This is a genomic window from Deltaproteobacteria bacterium (assembly GCA_029210625.1).
Lineage (GTDB): Bacteria > Myxococcota > Myxococcia > SLRQ01 > SLRQ01 > JARGFU01.
Genome location: JARGFU010000015.1, coordinates 1 through 14,839 on the forward strand (window position 1 = coordinate 1; position 14,839 = coordinate 14,839).

Below are 14,839 nucleotides of genomic sequence, written 5' to 3' on the forward strand. Positions count from 1 at the left end.
CGGACGGCACCCAGCTGGTGGTGCGCGAGGACGTGGGACGGCACAACGCCGTCGACAAGGTCGTGGGCTGGGCGCTGCGCGCGGGGCGCGTGCCGCTGCGCGGGCACGCGCTGCTGGTGTCGGGCCGCGTGTCCTACGAGATCGTGCAGAAGGCCCTCGCGGCGCGGATTCCGCTCGTGGCGGCCGTCTCCGCGCCCACGTCGCTCGCGGTCGAGCTCGCGGGCCGCGCCGGCGCCGGGGCCGGGCGCTCGCCTCCGCCCCCGGAGTCGCCGCCGGAGCGCGGCGCCGGGCGGGTCCCGGGGCGGCCCCGCAGCTCGGCCAGGAGGTCGGTCAGGTCCTCGGTGGGGGCGAGGTGGAGGGCCGAGAGCAGCGCCACCTCCAGGGTGAGGCGAGGCTGGGCCGCCCGGCGGACCCTCACCACGGCGCCCTGGCAGAGCTCGAAGAGGGCCGTGAGCTGGGCCGAGGAGAGCTGCCGGGCCCGCTCGATCAGCTCCTGCTTCTCGTCCTCGCTGACGTCGAGGAGGAGCCGGGCGTCGGCGCCGACCTGGGCCACCAGGAGGTTGCGCAGGTGGAGGGCGAGTTCCTCGGCCAGGTGGCCGAGGTCGAGGCCGCGGTCGTGCACCGCCGCCACCTGCTCGAGCACCACGCCGGCCTGTCCGTCGATGAGGGCGTCGGCCAGGGTGATCACCGCCCGCCGGTCGATGGCCCCGAGGATCTCCTCGGCCTTCTCCTCGGTGACCGTGTCGCCGCAGGCCCCCACCACCTGATCGAGGAGGGAGAGGCCGTCGCGCATGGAGCCGCCGGCCTGCCGGGCCACCAGGCTCACGGCGCGGGGGGCGATGGTGATCCCCTCGGCGGCGCAGATCTCCTCGACCCGGGCGCCGATCTTGGAGACCGGGATGCGGCGGAAGTCGAAGCGCTGGGTGCGCGAGAGGATGGTCAGGGGGATCTTGTGGGGCTCGGTGGTCGCGAAGACGAACTTCACGTGGGGGGGCGGCTCCTCCAGGGTCTTCAGGAGGGCGTTGAAGGCGGGGTGCGTGAGCATGTGCACCTCGTCGATGATGTAGATCTTGAAGCGATCCCTCGAGGGCATGTAGCGGGCGGCGTCGCGCAGCTCGCGGACCTGGTCCACCCCGTTGTTGCTCGCCCCGTCGATCTCCTGGACGTCGACCGAGTTGCCCGCGGTGATCTCGGTGCAGGCCTCGCACTTCCCGCAGGGCTCGACCGTCGGGCCCTCCTTGCACTGGAGGGTCATGGCCAGCAGCCGCGCGGAGGTGGTCTTTCCCACCCCCCGGGCGCCGGTGAAGAGGAAGGCGTGGGCCACCCGCCCGGTGCGGATGGCGCCCTGGAGGGTCTGGACCACGTGCTCCTGACCGGAGAGCTCGGTGAAGGTGCGCGGGCGGTACTTTCGGGCGAGGACGAGGTAGCTCATACCGCTCTCTTTATGGACCCTTCCACCGAAACGCGAAACCCCGCCTCGAGGGCGGGGTTCGGCGACGAATGAGCGGCAGCCGAGCACCCGGACACACGAGACATTGCTACCGTTGCTCCCTTCCGGGCCTGGCGGAGTTCACAACATGAACGTCGCCCGGACCCGGCTGCCATATTCGTTTTTTTGGCGGAGAGGGAGGGATTCGAACCCTCGGTAGCTTTCACTACACACGATTTCCAGTCGTGCACCTTCGGCCGCTCGGTCACCTCTCCAGACTGCTATTCACTTCGATTTGGCGGAGAGAGTGGGATTCGAACCCACGGTGGCTTTCACCACACCAGATTTCGAGTCAGGCGCCTTCGACCACTCGGCCATCTCTCCGCGGCGGGTTCTAGCACAGGAGGGCTGAGGGTCAATGCGGCAATTCGCCCGATCAGCCCCTTTTGGCGCGGAAGAAGTCCTTCAGCAGCCTTCCGGCCTCCTCGGCGAGGAGCCCGGCCTCGACGATCGGCCGGTGATTGAGGCGCTCGTCCGCCGGGATGTCGTAGAGGGAGCCCACGGCGCCGGCCTTGGGATCGCTCGCCGCGAAGACCACCCGCTCCACCCGGGAGAGGACGATGGCCCCGGCGCACATGGTGCAGGGCTCGAGGGTCACGTAGAGGGTGCAGCCCGTCAGGCGCCAGCTCCCGAGCACCCGCGCCGCCTCGCGCATCGCCGTCAGCTCCGCGTGGCCGAAGGGATCCTGATCGGACTCCCGGCTGTTGCCCGCCCGGGCGACGATCGCCCCCTCGTGGACCACCACCGCGCCCACGGGCACCTCGTCCCGGGCGGCGGAGGCCCGGGCCTCGTCCAGGGCGGCCTCCATGGCCTCACGATCGGTCAGCGGCGTGCTCACGAGCAGCCCTTCTATGGTGCGAGGCCCGGCGGGTCGATAGGCTCCGGTCGATGCGCGCGCTCCCCCTCCTCGCCGGCCTGCTCCTCCTCGGCGCGGCCGGCTGCAAGCCCGAAGCCGGGCCGGAGCCCGGGCCGCCGCACCTACGCGTGGAGGCCGGGACGATCTACGAGGGACAGAGCGCCCTCTACCTGCGGGGCCTGAACTTCTCGGGCGCCGCGAAGAGCACCCCGGACCACCACCTCGACTTCGACGAGGCCGACCTCACCCGCCTCCACGAGGGGGGCGTCAACTCCCTGCGCTACCTCGTCTTCTGGAACGCCGTGGCCCCCGAGGCGCCGGACGCCTTCGACGCGGCCTACCTCGCCGGCGTGCGCGAGCGGATCGAGCGCCTGGAGGCGGCGGGCCTGCGGGTGATCGTCGATCTGCACCAGGATCTCTGGGGCCTGCCCTTCAACGGCCACGGGGCCCCGGAGTGGGCCTGCCCGGCGGAGCTGAAGGAGGGCTACACGCCGGTGAGCCCCTGGTGGGCCAACTACAGCGCCCGCCAGGTGAACGCCTGCTTCGACCGCTTCTGGCTGGATGGGGGGCTGCAGGATCAGCTCGCCGCGGCCTGGGCCGCGATCGCCGGGGAGGTCTGCGCCTCCCCGGCGGTGATCGGCTGGGATCTCCTCAACGAGCCCTGGCCGGGCAGCGAGATCGCGAATCGCACCTTCGATCAGGAGGTGCTCCTGCCCTTCTACCGGCGCCTGGCCGGCGCCATCGACGCGGCCTGCCCCGGCAAGCTCTACTTCCTCGAGCCCTCGCTCGGGTGGGAGCTGGGCCTCATCGACGAGTTCGAGCCCGGCGGCCCCGGCGACCTCCTCGAGGGCCGGGTGGTGGTCGCCCCGCACTTCTATCCGACCGAGGTCCACGAGCCCGACGGCGCCGGCTACGACGGGGACGCCGCCGCCCTGGCCCGCCGCCTCGACCTCACCGTGCAGCCCTTCCTCGAGGCCGGCCATGCGGTCTGGATGGGCGAATGGGGCGGGATGACCACCCAGGCGACCTTCGGCAGCTACGTCTCGGACCTCGGCGCCGAACTCATGTCCCGGGGCGTGGGCTTCGCCTACTGGGACTACGGCGCGGCCGACGGCGGCTTCCTCTTCCTCGACGGTGCCGGCGAGCGGAAGGCCGTCTTCGACGGGATCTACGCCCTGCCCTCCCCGACGCGGATGCCCGGCCCCTTCCGGCTGACCGCCGAGCCGGCGGCGCGGGCGATCACGGTGGAGACCACCTGCGTCGAGGGCGGGGTGCTGGAGATCCGGCGGCCCGATCCGGGGTGCAGTTGCCTGGCGGACGATCTGATCCTCGGTCCGCTGGTCGCCGCCCAGGAGAGCGGTGCGCTTCCCGCCGCACCGTATTCCCTGGAGGCGATCTGCAGCGGAGAGGGGAGCATTCAGGTCGCCTGTCACTGTCCCTAGGGGGCCCGGGAGAAGCCGTGGACGTGCACGTGGACGTGCACGTGGACGTGACCGGGGTGACGGGCACCCACGAAGGCCGGGGTGACACTCGTGAGGGGCACCGGTGTTGAAGCTTCCGAAAGGGAGCTTCATGAGAAACCGTACCGCCAGCCTGATCGCCCTCCTCCTCGCCGGCCTCGCGCCCACCGCCGCGCTCGCCGACGCCCTCGCGCCCTCCGCCAGCGAGCCCGAGGCGCCGGCGAAGCAGCACGAGCTCTCCCTCGGCTGGAGCCCCCGGCTGATGCAGCGCCACGACGAGATCTTCTCGCCGCGCCCGGCCCGCGGCGGCTCGGCCTTCGGGCTGTCCTTCGGTCACGAGTGGGAGGGGGAGAAGACCGCTCACCGCTCGGGTCTGGACTTCATGAAGGCGCTGGCGAAGACCCGCCCGCTCTTCGAGTACAGCCGCTGGCCCACCGGGGAGACCCAGCAGACCGAGGCCACGCCCTTCACCGCCCTGCGCCTGGATCACGCGGTGCTGCGCCGGGTCGCCGTGCCGGGTCCCTTCACCCTCCACCTCGGCGGCGCGGCGGACCTGGACTTCCAGCACTTCGACTGGGTCTGGCACCCCCTCGCCATCGGCGGCTACACCGGTCTGCTCTCCCTCGACGCCCGCGCCGAGGTCGAGACCCACCTGGGGGCCCGCCACGAGCTGCGGCTCGCGGTCTCCACCCCTCTGCTCGCCTGGGTCACTCGCTCGCCCTACGCGGCGAACGACGCCCAGCTCATCTGGAACAACCGCGAGGCGAACCCGGTGAAGACCTTCTTCCGCTACCTCTCCCAGGGGCAGGTCCGCACCGTGGACTCGCACCAGGGCCTGCGGGTGAAGCTCCGCTACGCCTACCACCTCACGCCGCGCTACGGGCTGGTGCTCACCGCCCACGGCCGGCTCGTCCACCTCACCGAGCCCCGGCCGCTGATGGCCTCCGAGTGGGGTGTCACCCTGGCCACCGCCTGGAGCTTCTAGGAGACCCGTCATGCGCACCGGCACCTTCATCCTCGGCCTCCTCCTCGCCCTCTTCCTCCTCGCCACCGGCTGCGGCCCCGGCTTCGCCGGACCGGTCGAGACCTTCGAGCAGGTCTGGCTGGACTACGACGAGATGTACGGCCCCTTCGAGCTCCGGAACGTCGACTGGGACGATGTCTACGACCGCTACCGGCCCCGGGTGCACGAGGAGATGAGCGACGACGAGCTCCACGCGGTCCTCGGCGACATGATCTCCGAGCTCGACGACGGCCACGTCCGGCTGATCGCCCCGGACCGGCCGGTGCGGGTCTCGAACGGGCAGCGCGATCAGCTGATCGACTGGGAGCTCTTCGATCTCGAGCTGGTGCGGGAGGAGTACCTGGACGGCGAGTTCGACACCGATGAGTGGGAGGGCTTCACCCTCGGTGAGCTCGAGGACGGCACGACCTACCTCCACCTGCCCCACGTCTCGGACAACCTGCCGGCGCTGGACACCGCCCGCGAGGCGGCCGAGCGCACCGGCCGCCTGATCCTCGACCTGCGCCACAGCAACGGCGGGCAGTTCACCTACGCCTTCGAGAAGCTGGCGGCCTGGAGCTCGGTGGACCGCCCGGTCTTCCGCTCCCGCACCCGGAGCGGGCCCGAGCGGGGCAGCTTCGATGACTGGTGGCTCTGGCAGATCGAGGGCCGCGGCCGGGAGGTGGGCTTCGACACCGTCGTGCTCGTCGACCACTACACCATCAGCGCCTCCGAGCGGATGGTGATGGCCCTGAAGGTCCTGCCGCGGATGCACCTCGTCGGCGAGACCACCGCCGGCGCCGTCTCGACCGCCATCGGCCGCGACACCCTCAACGGCTGGACCATCACCATCTCCACCCAGGAGGTGGTGAACCTCGACGGCAGCAGCCCCGAGGGACCGGGCATCGACCCCGACACCGAGGCGAAGAACGACCCGGCCCTGATGGCCCAGGGGATCGACACGGTCCTCGATGCCGGCCTGGCCGCCCTGGCGTGGTGAGGAGCGCGACCGACCCCGAGTGACACCTCCGGCCGCGGCCGGTGTTCAAGCCCTCGAAAGGACACCCGATGAGAACCCTCGCCGCCCTCCTCGCCTTCCTCCCCGGCGCGGCCCTGGCCAACCCGCCCTCGGACGCGCCCGCCGGCCCGGCCGCTGCCGCCGCGGCGCCCCGGCGGGCCCACACCCTCTCCTTCGGCTGGAGCCCCCGCTTCATGGCCCGCCACGACGAGATCTTCTCGCCCCGGACCACCCGCGGCGCCTCGGCCCTCGGCCTCACCCTGGGCCACAGCTGGGAGGGCCCCCGCCTCTCCCACCACACGCGGGTCGACTTCTCGATGGCGCAGGCCAGCACCCAGCCGGCCTACGAGTACCTCATGTGGCCCCGCGGCGAGGTGTACACGACCACGCCCACGCCCTTCACCTTCGTGCGCGTCGACCACGCCGCCCTGCGGCGCGTCGAGCTTCCCGGGAGGCTGACCCTCCACCTCGGCGGGGCGGTCGACCTGGACTTCCAGCAGTTCGACTGGGTCTGGCACCCCTTCGCCCTGGGCGGCTACGCCGGCATCTTCGGCCTGGACGCCCGGGCCGAGCTCGAGGCCGACCTCGGAGCCCGCCACCGCCTGCGCCTGGGGCTCTCGACCCCCCTCCTCGCCTGGGTCGCCCGCTCCCCCTACTCGGTCACCGACACCCAGCTGATCTGGAACAACCGGGAGAACGACCCCTTCCGGACCATCTTCCGCTACATCGCCGGCGGTACGCTGCGAACCCTGAACCAGCACCAGGCCCTGCGGATGCAGGTCACCTACGGCTACCAGGTCACGCCCCGCCTCGGCCTTTCCCTCACCGCCCACGGCCGGGTGAACCACCTGACGGTGCCGCGCCCGCTCCTCGCCCAGGAGTGGGGCCTCACCCTCGCCACCCGCTACGCCTTCTAGGAGGTCACGCCATGCGTCTGCCCGGCATCCCCGCCCGCCTCTTCGCCCTCCTCACCCCGCTCCTCCTCCTCGGCGGCTGCACCACCGAGCTCGCCGGCCCCGTCGAGACCTTCGAGCAGACCTGGCAGGACTTCGACGAGCTCTACGGCGGCTTCGAGGTCCGCGCCATCGACTGGGACGAGGTCTACGCGCGCCACCGCCCGCTGGTCCACGAGGGGATGAGCGACGACGAGCTCTTCACCGTCGCGACCGACATGCTCTCCGAGCTCGACGACGGCCACGTCAACGTGGTCGCCCCCGGGCGGGAGATGTGGAACGCGAACGCGCACCGGAGGGGCAAGGTGGACTTCGATCTCTTCGACGTCGAGCTGGTGCGGGAGCACTACCTCGCGGGCGACTACGAGACCGACGAGTGGGAGAGCCACACCCTGGGCACCCTCCCCGACGGCTCGGCCTACCTCCACCTGCCCTGGGTCTCGGACAACCTCTACGTGCTCGAGCGGGCCCGGGAGCTCGGCGAGCAGGCAGGCCGGCTGGTCCTCGACATGCGGCACAGCGGCGGCGGCACCTTCACCTACGCGACCGAGGCCCTGCGCGACTGGACCGACGAGTCCCTCCCGGTCTGGAAGACGCGCTCCCGCAACGGACCGGAGCGAGACGACTTCACCGGCTGGTGGACCTGGCGGCTCGAGGGCCGGGGCAGCCACCCGGACTTCGACACCGTGGTGCTCATCGACCGCTACACCATCAGCGCCAGCGAGCGGATGACGGTGATCCTGGAGCAGCTGCCGCGGGTGACCTTCGTCGGCGAGCCCACCAGCGGCGCCCTCTCCTGCCTGATCGGCCGCGAGATGCTCAACGGCTGGACCGTCACCATCGCCTCCCGGGAGGTGCGAAACCTCGACGGCACCAGCTACGAGGGCGTCGGCCTCCCCCCCGACCTCGAGGCCCGCAACGATCCCGCCCTCATGGAGCAGGGGATCGACACCGTCCTCGAGACCGGGATGGCGCAGTTCGAGCCCTGACGGGCGCACCAGCCCCCTTCTTAAAAGAGAGAAGCCGAAGAGCGTGAGCTCTTCGGCTTCTCACCCCACAGCGTGGGGCTGGCGCGCCCGTCAGGACTCGAACCTGAAACCTCCTGATCCGTAGTCAGGTGCTCTATCCAATTGAGCTACGGGCGCCTTTATTTTTTTCTTGGCGGAGAGGGAGGGATTCGAACCCTCGATGGAGTTTCCCCCATACACCCTTAGCAGGGGCGCGCCTTCAGCCGCTCGGCCACCTCTCCCTATCCTTGTATTCTCATTTTGGCTGGCCGTTTCTGCGGAGGAGGTAGGATTCGAACCCACGGGAGGCTCTCACCTCCAGCTGGTTTCAAGCCAGCCGCCTTCGACCACTCGGCCACTCCTCCATACGACGAGGGAGGGCCTAGATAGTCCCGGCCGTGGTGGCCCGTCAAGCAAACGATCGTCCCGGCGCCGCTATTCGACGGAGATGACCTCCTGGCCCCCCAGGTAGGGCTGGAGGGCCTCGGGGATCCGGACGGTCCCGTCGGCCTCCTGATACTGCTCCAGGATGGCGACCAGGGTCCTCCCGACCGCCAGGCCGGAGCCGTTGAGGGTGTGCACCAGCTTCGGCTTGGCCCCCTGCTCCTCCCGGTAGCGGATCTTCATCCGCCGGGCCTGGAAGTCGGTGAAGCAGGAGCAGGAGGAGATCTCCCGGTAGGCGTCCTGGCCGGGGAGCCAGACCTCGACGTCGAAGGTCCGGGCCGAGGAGAAGCCCAGGTCACCCGAGCAGAGCTCGACCACCCGGTAGTGCAGGTCCAGCCGACGCAGGATCTCGCAGGCGTCGTCCAGCAACGCCTCCAGGGCCTCGCTGCTGTCCTCGGGCCGCTCGAAGCGGACCAGCTCCACCTTGTCGAACTGGTGCTGGCGGATGAGGCCCCGCACGTCCTTGCCGTGGCTGCCGGCCTCCGCCCGGAAGCAGGCGGTGTAGCTGCAGTAGTGGAGGGGCAGGTCGCCGGGCTCGAAGATCTCCTCCCGGTGCAGGTTCGTCACCGGCACCTCGGCCGTCGGGATGAGGAAGAGCTCCTTCTCCCCGGCGGTCTTGAAGGCGTCGTCCTCGAACTTCGGCAGCTGCCCGGTGCCGGTCATGGTCTCCCGGCTGACCAGGTAGGGGGTCTGCACCTCGCGGTAGCCCCGCTCCCGGTGGACGTCGAGCATGAAGGCGATCAGCGCCCGGGAGAGCCGGGCCCCGTCGTCGAAGAGCACGGTGAAGCGCGCCCCCGAGAGCTTCGCGCCCCGCTCGAAGTCGAGGATGCCCAGCTCGGGCCCCAGGTCCCAGTGGGCCTTGGGCGCGAAGTCGAAGGTGGGCTTCTCGCCCCAGACGCTCACCTCGGGGTTGTCCTGCTCGCCCGCGCCCTCGGGCACCTCGGCCAGGGGCAGGTTGGGCAGCTCGAGGAGGCGCTCGTCGACCGCGGCCTCGATCTCGGCGATCCGGGCGGTGCCGCTCTTCACCCTGGCCGAGAGCTTGCCGAGCTCCTCCCGCAGCTTCGCCGCGGCGTCGCCGCCCGCCTTCGCGGCGGCCTTCATCTCGTCTCCAGCGGACTTCTGGCGGTGGCGCAGCTCCTCGGTCTCGGTGACCAGGCTCTTGCGCTCGGCCAGGAGGGCCCGCAGGTCCGAGAGGTCGATGGCGCCGCCCCGCCGGGCCAGCGCCTTCTCCACGTCTTCCAGGTGATCGGTGATCTGGCGTCGATCGAGCATGTGCGGGGGTCTACACCTGAATCCGCCCGCTGGGGAGGGTCTGGCCGGCGGCGCTTTACCTTTCTGGCCCTTCGGGTGTCTCCTTCTACGTGAGCCTGCCTGCCATGACCCTGCTCTCCTCCCCCACCGCGAAGCCCGACGCCGAGCCGAGCGACGAGGCCCTCCTCGCGGCCTACCGGGGGGGGGACGGCCAGGCCCTGGACCGGCTGATCCGGCGCTACCAGAAGCCGGTCTACCGGATGCTCTACCGGAACGTGGGCAACCCGGCCGACGCCGAGGACCTCACCCAGAAGGCCTTCCTGAAGGCCCTCGACCACCTCCCGAGGCTCCGGGAGGACGGCGCCTTCAAGGGCTGGCTCTTCCGGATCGCCCTGAACCTCACCCGCAACCGGCGCCGGAGCCTCGGGCGCTGGCGGCAGGCCGATCCGGCGCTCCTCGACCGGCAGGCGGACCCCTCCGCGGGGGCCGACCTCTCCCTGGAGCGCCAGCGCCAGTGGGAGGCCGTCGAGGCGGGCCTCGCCCGGCTGCCGAAGATGCAGCGCGAGGTGGTCCGCCTGCGCCTCCACGCCGAGATCCCCTTTCGCGAGATCGCCCAGATCCTGGGCAGCTCCGAGGCCAGCTGCAAGGTCTCCTATCATCACGCGGTCAAGAAGCTGCGGCACACCCTCGCTCCCGAGGCGGAGGTCACCCCATGAAGAAGCCCTGCGACGACTTCCTCCCTGCCCTGGTCGACGCCTCCGAGGGCCAGCCGACGCCCGAGCTCGAGGCGCACCTGCCCACCTGCGAGGGCTGCCGCGCCGAGCTCGCGGAGCTCGGGGCCTCGCTCGCCCTCCTCGCGCCGGAGCCGGCCCCCGAGCCCGGCCCCTGGCTGGCGCCCAAGATCCGGGCCCACCACGAGAGCCGGGCGCCGCGCCGGAACGTGCTGCGCTGGGCCCTGCCCGCCCTGGTGCCGGTCTCCCTGATCGTCACGGTGGTCCTCACCGGCCCCTCCCCCCGGGACGGCCAGGAGGCGCTGCCGACCTTCGAGGCCCTCGCCGCCGAGCTGGCCACCCTGGACGCCGACACCCTCGAGAGCGTCCTCGGCGAGAGCGAGGCCACCCGCTACACGGGGCTCCCGTCCTCGGAGGACCTCCTGGGCGATCTGGCCCTGGCCCTGGTGGAGACCGACGAGGAGGTGCTGGACACGGTCCTCTCCGAGACCGGCTTCGGCACTCTGGGCTATGACGAAGAGAGCTACGACGCGGTGGAGGGTCTGGGCACCGAGCTGGACCTGCTCCTGGAGGCCATCCCCGGCTAGAGCGCGCGCCGCCCCGAAGAAGGAAGAAGACCATGCGACACCTCCCCAAGATCCCGACCCTGGCCCTGACCCTGCTGGCCCTCCTCGCCCTGCCCGCCGCGGCCCGGGCCCAGCCCGGCCCTCCGCCGGGCATGGACCCCGAGGAGCTCGGCCCCCCCGGCGCCGAGCGGGAGACCCGGGAGCGGATCCGCACCATGCGCGCGGTGGCGCTGGCCAACCACCTGAACCTCGATGAGAAGGAGGCGCTGCGGATGAACGCGATCATGCGCCGCTTCGACGACGAGCGGGAGCAGGTGCGCCTCGGGATCCGGAGCCACTTCGAGGTCCTGGAGCAGGCCTCCCGCGCCGGGAAGGGCGAGAAGGTCGACGCCAAGAAGATCGACGCCGCCCTCGACGGAGTGGCCAGGGGTCAGGAGCGGATGGCCCAGCTGATCCGCGAGGAGTTCGACGCCCTCTCCAAGGATCTCTCCCCGGTCGATCGCGCGCGTCTGGCGATCTTCCTGCGCGAGTTCCCCAAGGAGGTGCGCAAGGCGATGCGCCGCCAGCGCGGCAAGCACGGCATGCGGGGCGGTGGCGGCGGGGGGCCCGACTTCGCGCCCCTCGAGGCCGGGGGCGCGTGGTAGACCGGCGGGGCGCTACTGACTCAGGTAGTAGATCTCGTCCTCGACTTCCTTGCGGTAGTCGGTCTGCTGCTCCCCGATGATCCTCATGTACGCCTTGAAGTGCTTCAGGGCTTCGGCCTTCTTGCGCCGGTCCTTGTAGAAGTACCCCAGGTAGTAGTGAGGCATCGCGTTGTCCGGCTCTTCCTTGGTGGCCTTGAGGAACATCTTCTCGGCCTTCTTCTTGTCGCCGGTGTCGTCGAAGGCCCGGGCGAGCTTGTAGAAGGCCCGCGGATCCGGGGGCGTGGCCTGGGTGGCGCGCTCGTACCAGGAGATGGCCTTCTTGGCCTCGCCCGCGTCGTCGTAGACGTCACCGATCTTCACGATGATCGGGGTCTCCTCCGGGCGGATCTCGATGGCCTTCTGGTAGGCCTTCACCGCGGCGACCGGCCGCTTCAGCAGTGACTGCACCTCGCCGGTCTTCAGCCAGGCCTCGTAGTAGTCGGCGTCGAGGGCGGTCGCCTTCTGGAAGGCGCGCAGCGCGTTGTCGAAGTCGGAGTCCGCCAGGTAGAGCTCGCCCAGGGCGAAGCGGAAGCGGGGGTTCTCCTCCTCGATGGAGATCGCCGCGAGCATCTTCTCGATGGCGGTGCGGCGGTCACCCTGTTTGTCGAAGACGAGGCCCAGGTAGTAGTAGGTCTCGCCCACCCGGATGCTCTTGAGCGCCGCGCTCTGCAGGTGCTCGCCGGCCTCCTCGATCCGCCCGAGGTCGTAGAGCACCGCCCCGAGGCGGGCCTGCACCGTGGGGTCGATCGCGTCGAGCTTGTAGGCGGCCTCCATCTGACCGAGGGCCTCGTCGAGGCGGCCCCGGTTCCAGAGGAAGGTGCCGAACTGGAACGCGAAGCCGAGGAACTCGGGCTCGAGGCGCTGGACGATCCCGAACTCGCGCTCGGCGGCGGCGTCCTCGCCGATCTCGGCGTAGGCCTGCGCGAGGCCCAGGTGCGCGGCCGCCGACTCGGCGTCGATCTCCAACGCCTCCTGGAAGGCGTCGATGGCCTTCTTCGGCCGGTTGGCGGCCAGGAGGTAGCGGCCGAGGCCGACGTGGGTGTCGGGCACGTCCGGCCGGGCCTGGATGGACTCCCGCAGGGGCACCTCGGCCTCGCGGATCCGCCGCTGGCGCAGGTAGAGATCTCCCAGGGCCAGCGAGGCCCGGTAGAAGCCGGGATCCATCTTGAGGGCGACCCGGTACTTCTTCTCGGCCTCCTCGTCCTCGTCGCGGCCCTCGGCCAGGAGACCCTGGAGGAAGGGCAGGCGCGGATCGGCCGGCGCCTGGGCCGCGAGCACGGTGATGGCGCTGGTGGCGTCGAGGGACTTGCCCGCCGCGATCAGGGCCTCGATGTGGGTCGCCGCGATGCCCACGTCCGACGGCACGGCCTCGTGGGCCGCGCGCAGCTCGACCACCGCGGCGTTGGGCTCGCCCCGCGAGAGGAGGAAGCGCCCGAAGGCGGTCCGGCCGAAGGCGTTCTTCGGGTCCTTCGCCACGCCGGCCGCGAAGGCCGTCCGGGCGTCGGCCACCAGGCCCTTCTGGGCCTTGAGGATGCCCTGGAGGTAGTCGACCCGGGCCTGCTCCCGCTTGGCGAGGGCCGCGTAGGGTTCGCCGACGCAACGATCGAGGGCCCGGGCGCCGACCTCGAGGTCGGGCTTCTCCGGAGAGAGGGCCAGGTGCGCCAGCTCGATCGCGGAGGCGATGTGCTCGGGATCCGAGGCGAGGGCCTCCTCGAAGGCCTTCCGGGCCAGCTCGAGGCTCTCGTCGGTGCCCTGGACGGTGTAGACCCAGCCCAGCGCGTGGCTCGCCCGCGCGCTCTTGGGGTCGATGGAGAGGATCTTCTCCAGGTAGACCGTCGCCTTGTCGAACTCGCGGGTCTCCACGTAGGAGAGGCCGAGCACGAAGAGGGTGTTCACGTCGTCCGGCGCCATGGCCAGGATCCTCTCCAGCTCGGCCCGGGCGTCACCGGCCCGGCCCTCGAGCAGACCCCGCAGCATCCTCGCCTGGAGGTACTCGGGGTAGTTGGTCGAGGTCGCCTCGAGGTCGCGCATGTAGCCGAGGGCCCGGGTCAGGTGCTGGCCGCCCTCGCCGTAGCGCCACTGCAGGAGGAAGAGCACCTGGCAGAAGAGCGCCCGGGCCTCGACGTCCTCGTCGTTGTCCCCGAGGGCGGCCTGGAGTCCGGTGATCGCCTCGTCGAGGCTGGCGTAGGTGTCGACCTCGATGCCCGCCCGCGCATCCGAGATGAGCTGGGCGGTCGGCTTGTCCGTGCTGCCGCCCGGAGTGTAGATGAGCTTGTAGAAGAACCAGCCGTAGGGAGTGAAGCCGGCGAAGATGCCGGCGCCGATGACGATCACCGCGAGGAGGCCCCCGGCGATGATCGGCCAGCGCTTCTTCACCTCGGCGGCGACGGCCTGCCGCTTCTCCTTCTTGACGGTGCGGGCGTCCCGCAAGGCCGCCATCCCGTAGACGCCGTACCCCTGCCCCTTGGGGGCGACGCCGGACTCGTCGTCCTCGAGGGTCTCCCCCACCGTGGGGATCGAGGGCGGCGCCCGCCCGGCGGAGGGGGCCTCCATCAGGGCCTGGATCACCTGGCCGAAGGCCGGCACCGAGCCGATGGGCCGCCAACTGCCGTCGTCGCCGGAGATCTCCTCGTTGCCGAGGAGCTGCCCTTCCTTGAGCATCGAGACGACGACCTCGGCCTCGAAGGGGCCGAAGGTCTTGCCGCTCTTCCGCTTCACCTTGTAGCGGGTGGGGCCGGCCGCCCGGACCTTCGCGCCGCCCTTCTGGGCGGTCTCGTACTCCTGGTCGATGAAGTCGAGGATCTCGAGGTCGCCCTCCCCCTCGTCCTCCACCGGGGCCGGGGCGGGCGCCGGGGCGGCGCCGAGATCGAGCTCCAGGTCGTCCTCGCCCTCCCCCATCGGCATCGGACCGGCCATGGGGTCGAAGGAGAGATCGTCCCCCGCCGGGGGAGGGCCCCCCGTCGGGTCGAAGGAGAGGTCGTCGGCGGGCGCGTCTGCGCCACCGCCGCCCTCCAGATCGATGCCCCCGAAGGGGTCGAACTCCATCGAGTCGCCGCCGATCGGATCGGGCGCTGGCGCCGGGGGCGGCGCGGGCGGCGCGGGAGGCGGCGCAGGATCGTCCGCGAAATCCACGGTGCCGAAGTCCACCGCACCGTAGTCGGCGGCGCCCGCGTCTCCACCCGTGTCGAGGTCCACGGTGCCGAAGTCCACGTCACCGTAGTCGACGGCGTCCGCACCTCCACCCGGCAGGGGAACCGCGCCCGGATCCGGAGCCATCGAGGGTGGGCCGCCCGGCAGGGGCACCGCTCCCGAAGCGGGCGCCATCGAGGGTGGGCCGCCCGGCAGGGGCACCGCTCCCGAAGCGGGCGCCATCGAGGG

General features: G+C 71.2%; 12 protein-coding genes, 5 tRNA genes, 1 other RNA gene and 1 pseudogene. 9 read left to right on the forward strand and 10 right to left on the reverse strand.

From position 1 onward, the window contains the following. A pseudogene (locus P1V51_14965) lies at positions 1-233 on the forward strand (formate dehydrogenase accessory sulfurtransferase FdhD). Here P1V51_14965 and dnaX read toward each other — a convergent pair. The 5 genes from dnaX to P1V51_14990 form a co-directional block, all read right to left on the reverse strand. Then, complete coding sequence (gene dnaX, locus P1V51_14970) at positions 134-1,432, reverse strand: DNA polymerase III subunit gamma/tau (GenBank protein ID MDF1564349.1); 1,299 nt, start codon at positions 1,430-1,432, stop codon at positions 134-136. The pseudogene P1V51_14965 and the gene dnaX overlap by 100 nt on opposite strands. 73 nt (positions 1,433-1,505) lie before the next feature. Beyond that, positions 1,506-1,601, reverse strand: an RNA gene (gene ffs / locus P1V51_14975) — signal recognition particle sRNA small type. Positions 1,602-1,616: 15 nt separating this feature from the next. Continuing rightward, positions 1,617-1,704: transfer RNA gene (locus P1V51_14980), tRNA-Ser, on the reverse strand. Between the two features lie 21 nt (positions 1,705-1,725). Beyond that, a tRNA-Ser gene (locus tag P1V51_14985) sits at positions 1,726-1,813 on the reverse strand. A 52-nt stretch (positions 1,814-1,865) separates the two neighbouring features. Next, complete coding sequence (locus P1V51_14990; GenBank protein ID MDF1564350.1) at positions 1,866-2,297, reverse strand: nucleoside deaminase; 432 nt, start codon at positions 2,295-2,297, stop codon at positions 1,866-1,868. Positions 2,298-2,377: 80 nt separating this feature from the next. Here P1V51_14990 and P1V51_14995 point away from each other — a divergent pair, with 80 nt between their 5' ends. The 5 genes from P1V51_14995 (at position 2,378) to P1V51_15015 (ending at position 7,768) form a co-directional block, all read left to right on the forward strand. Further along, a complete protein-coding gene (locus P1V51_14995) occupies positions 2,378-3,787 on the forward strand; it encodes a cellulase family glycosylhydrolase (GenBank protein ID MDF1564351.1) in 1,410 nt (469 codons plus the stop codon). Positions 3,788-3,917: 130 nt separating this feature from the next. After that, positions 3,918-4,790 (forward strand): hypothetical protein, encoded by an 873-nt coding sequence (locus tag P1V51_15000; protein ID MDF1564352.1) that lies wholly within the window; start codon positions 3,918-3,920, stop codon positions 4,788-4,790. A gap of 10 nt (positions 4,791-4,800) precedes the next feature. Next, positions 4,801-5,808 carry a S41 family peptidase gene (locus tag P1V51_15005; GenBank protein MDF1564353.1) on the forward strand — a complete coding sequence of 336 codons (1,008 nt, stop codon included), beginning with the start codon at positions 4,801-4,803 and terminating at the stop codon, positions 5,806-5,808. Positions 5,809-5,876: 68 nt separating this feature from the next. Continuing rightward, a complete protein-coding gene (locus P1V51_15010) occupies positions 5,877-6,743 on the forward strand; it encodes a hypothetical protein (protein MDF1564354.1) in 867 nt (288 codons plus the stop codon). Between the two features lie 11 nt (positions 6,744-6,754). Next, positions 6,755-7,768, forward strand: coding sequence for a S41 family peptidase (locus tag P1V51_15015; protein MDF1564355.1), 1,014 nt, complete (start codon positions 6,755-6,757; stop codon positions 7,766-7,768). Positions 7,769-7,847: 79 nt separating this feature from the next. On the opposite strand, the gene P1V51_15020 is transcribed toward P1V51_15015, so the two are convergent. The 4 genes from P1V51_15020 to serS form a co-directional block, all read right to left on the reverse strand. Then, a tRNA-Arg gene (locus P1V51_15020) sits at positions 7,848-7,924 on the reverse strand. A 14-nt stretch (positions 7,925-7,938) separates the two neighbouring features. Further along, positions 7,939-8,028 (reverse strand) — tRNA-Ser (locus P1V51_15025). A 36-nt stretch (positions 8,029-8,064) separates the two neighbouring features. Next, positions 8,065-8,151: transfer RNA gene (locus P1V51_15030), tRNA-Ser, on the reverse strand. 70 nt (positions 8,152-8,221) lie between these two features. Beyond that, a complete protein-coding gene (serS, locus tag P1V51_15035; protein MDF1564356.1) occupies positions 8,222-9,502 on the reverse strand; it encodes a serine--tRNA ligase in 1,281 nt (426 codons plus the stop codon). Positions 9,503-9,606: 104 nt separating this feature from the next. Between serS and P1V51_15040 the strand changes: the two genes are divergently transcribed. The 3 genes from P1V51_15040 to P1V51_15050 are packed head-to-tail and all read left to right on the forward strand — an operon-like array spanning position 9,607 to position 11,422. After that, entirely contained in the window at positions 9,607-10,197 is a 591-nt protein-coding gene (locus P1V51_15040) for a sigma-70 family RNA polymerase sigma factor (GenBank protein ID MDF1564357.1), read from the forward strand. Beyond that, positions 10,194-10,799 carry a hypothetical protein gene (locus P1V51_15045; protein MDF1564358.1) on the forward strand — a complete coding sequence of 202 codons (606 nt, stop codon included), beginning with the start codon at positions 10,194-10,196 and terminating at the stop codon, positions 10,797-10,799. The genes P1V51_15040 and P1V51_15045 overlap by 4 nt, the downstream gene beginning before the upstream one ends. A 32-nt stretch (positions 10,800-10,831) precedes the next feature. Next, positions 10,832-11,422, forward strand: a complete 591-nt coding sequence (locus P1V51_15050) for a hypothetical protein (GenBank protein MDF1564359.1) — start codon at positions 10,832-10,834, stop codon at positions 11,420-11,422. Between the two features lie 12 nt (positions 11,423-11,434). Here the strand turns inward: P1V51_15050 and P1V51_15055 are convergent, their stop codons facing one another. Next, a complete protein-coding gene (locus tag P1V51_15055) occupies positions 11,435-14,737 on the reverse strand; it encodes a tetratricopeptide repeat protein (protein ID MDF1564360.1) in 3,303 nt (1,100 codons plus the stop codon). Positions 14,738-14,839: the final 102 nt, after the last annotated feature.

Bases quoted from the DNA above. Each gene is read 5' to 3' on its own strand.
- dnaX (MDF1564349.1), bottom strand. From the start codon at position 1,432: ATGAGCTACCTCGTCCTCGCCCGAAAGTACCGCCCGCGCACCTTCACC.
- P1V51_14990 (MDF1564350.1), bottom strand. From the start codon at position 2,297: ATGGAGGCCGCCCTGGACGAGGCCCGGGCCTCCGCCGCCCGGGACGAG.
- P1V51_14995 (MDF1564351.1), top strand. From the start codon at position 2,378: ATGCGCGCGCTCCCCCTCCTCGCCGGCCTGCTCCTCCTCGGCGCGGCC.
- P1V51_15000 (MDF1564352.1), top strand. From the start codon at position 3,918: ATGAGAAACCGTACCGCCAGCCTGATCGCCCTCCTCCTCGCCGGCCTC.
- P1V51_15005 (MDF1564353.1), top strand. From the start codon at position 4,801: ATGCGCACCGGCACCTTCATCCTCGGCCTCCTCCTCGCCCTCTTCCTC.
- P1V51_15010 (MDF1564354.1), top strand. From the start codon at position 5,877: ATGAGAACCCTCGCCGCCCTCCTCGCCTTCCTCCCCGGCGCGGCCCTG.
- P1V51_15015 (MDF1564355.1), top strand. From the start codon at position 6,755: ATGCGTCTGCCCGGCATCCCCGCCCGCCTCTTCGCCCTCCTCACCCCG.
- serS (MDF1564356.1), bottom strand. From the start codon at position 9,502: ATGCTCGATCGACGCCAGATCACCGATCACCTGGAAGACGTGGAGAAG.
- P1V51_15040 (MDF1564357.1), top strand. From the start codon at position 9,607: ATGACCCTGCTCTCCTCCCCCACCGCGAAGCCCGACGCCGAGCCGAGC.
- P1V51_15045 (MDF1564358.1), top strand. From the start codon at position 10,194: ATGAAGAAGCCCTGCGACGACTTCCTCCCTGCCCTGGTCGACGCCTCC.
- P1V51_15050 (MDF1564359.1), top strand. From the start codon at position 10,832: ATGCGACACCTCCCCAAGATCCCGACCCTGGCCCTGACCCTGCTGGCC.
- P1V51_15055 (MDF1564360.1), bottom strand. From the start codon at position 14,737: ATGGCTCCGGATCCGGGCGCGGTTCCCCTGCCGGGTGGAGGTGCGGAC.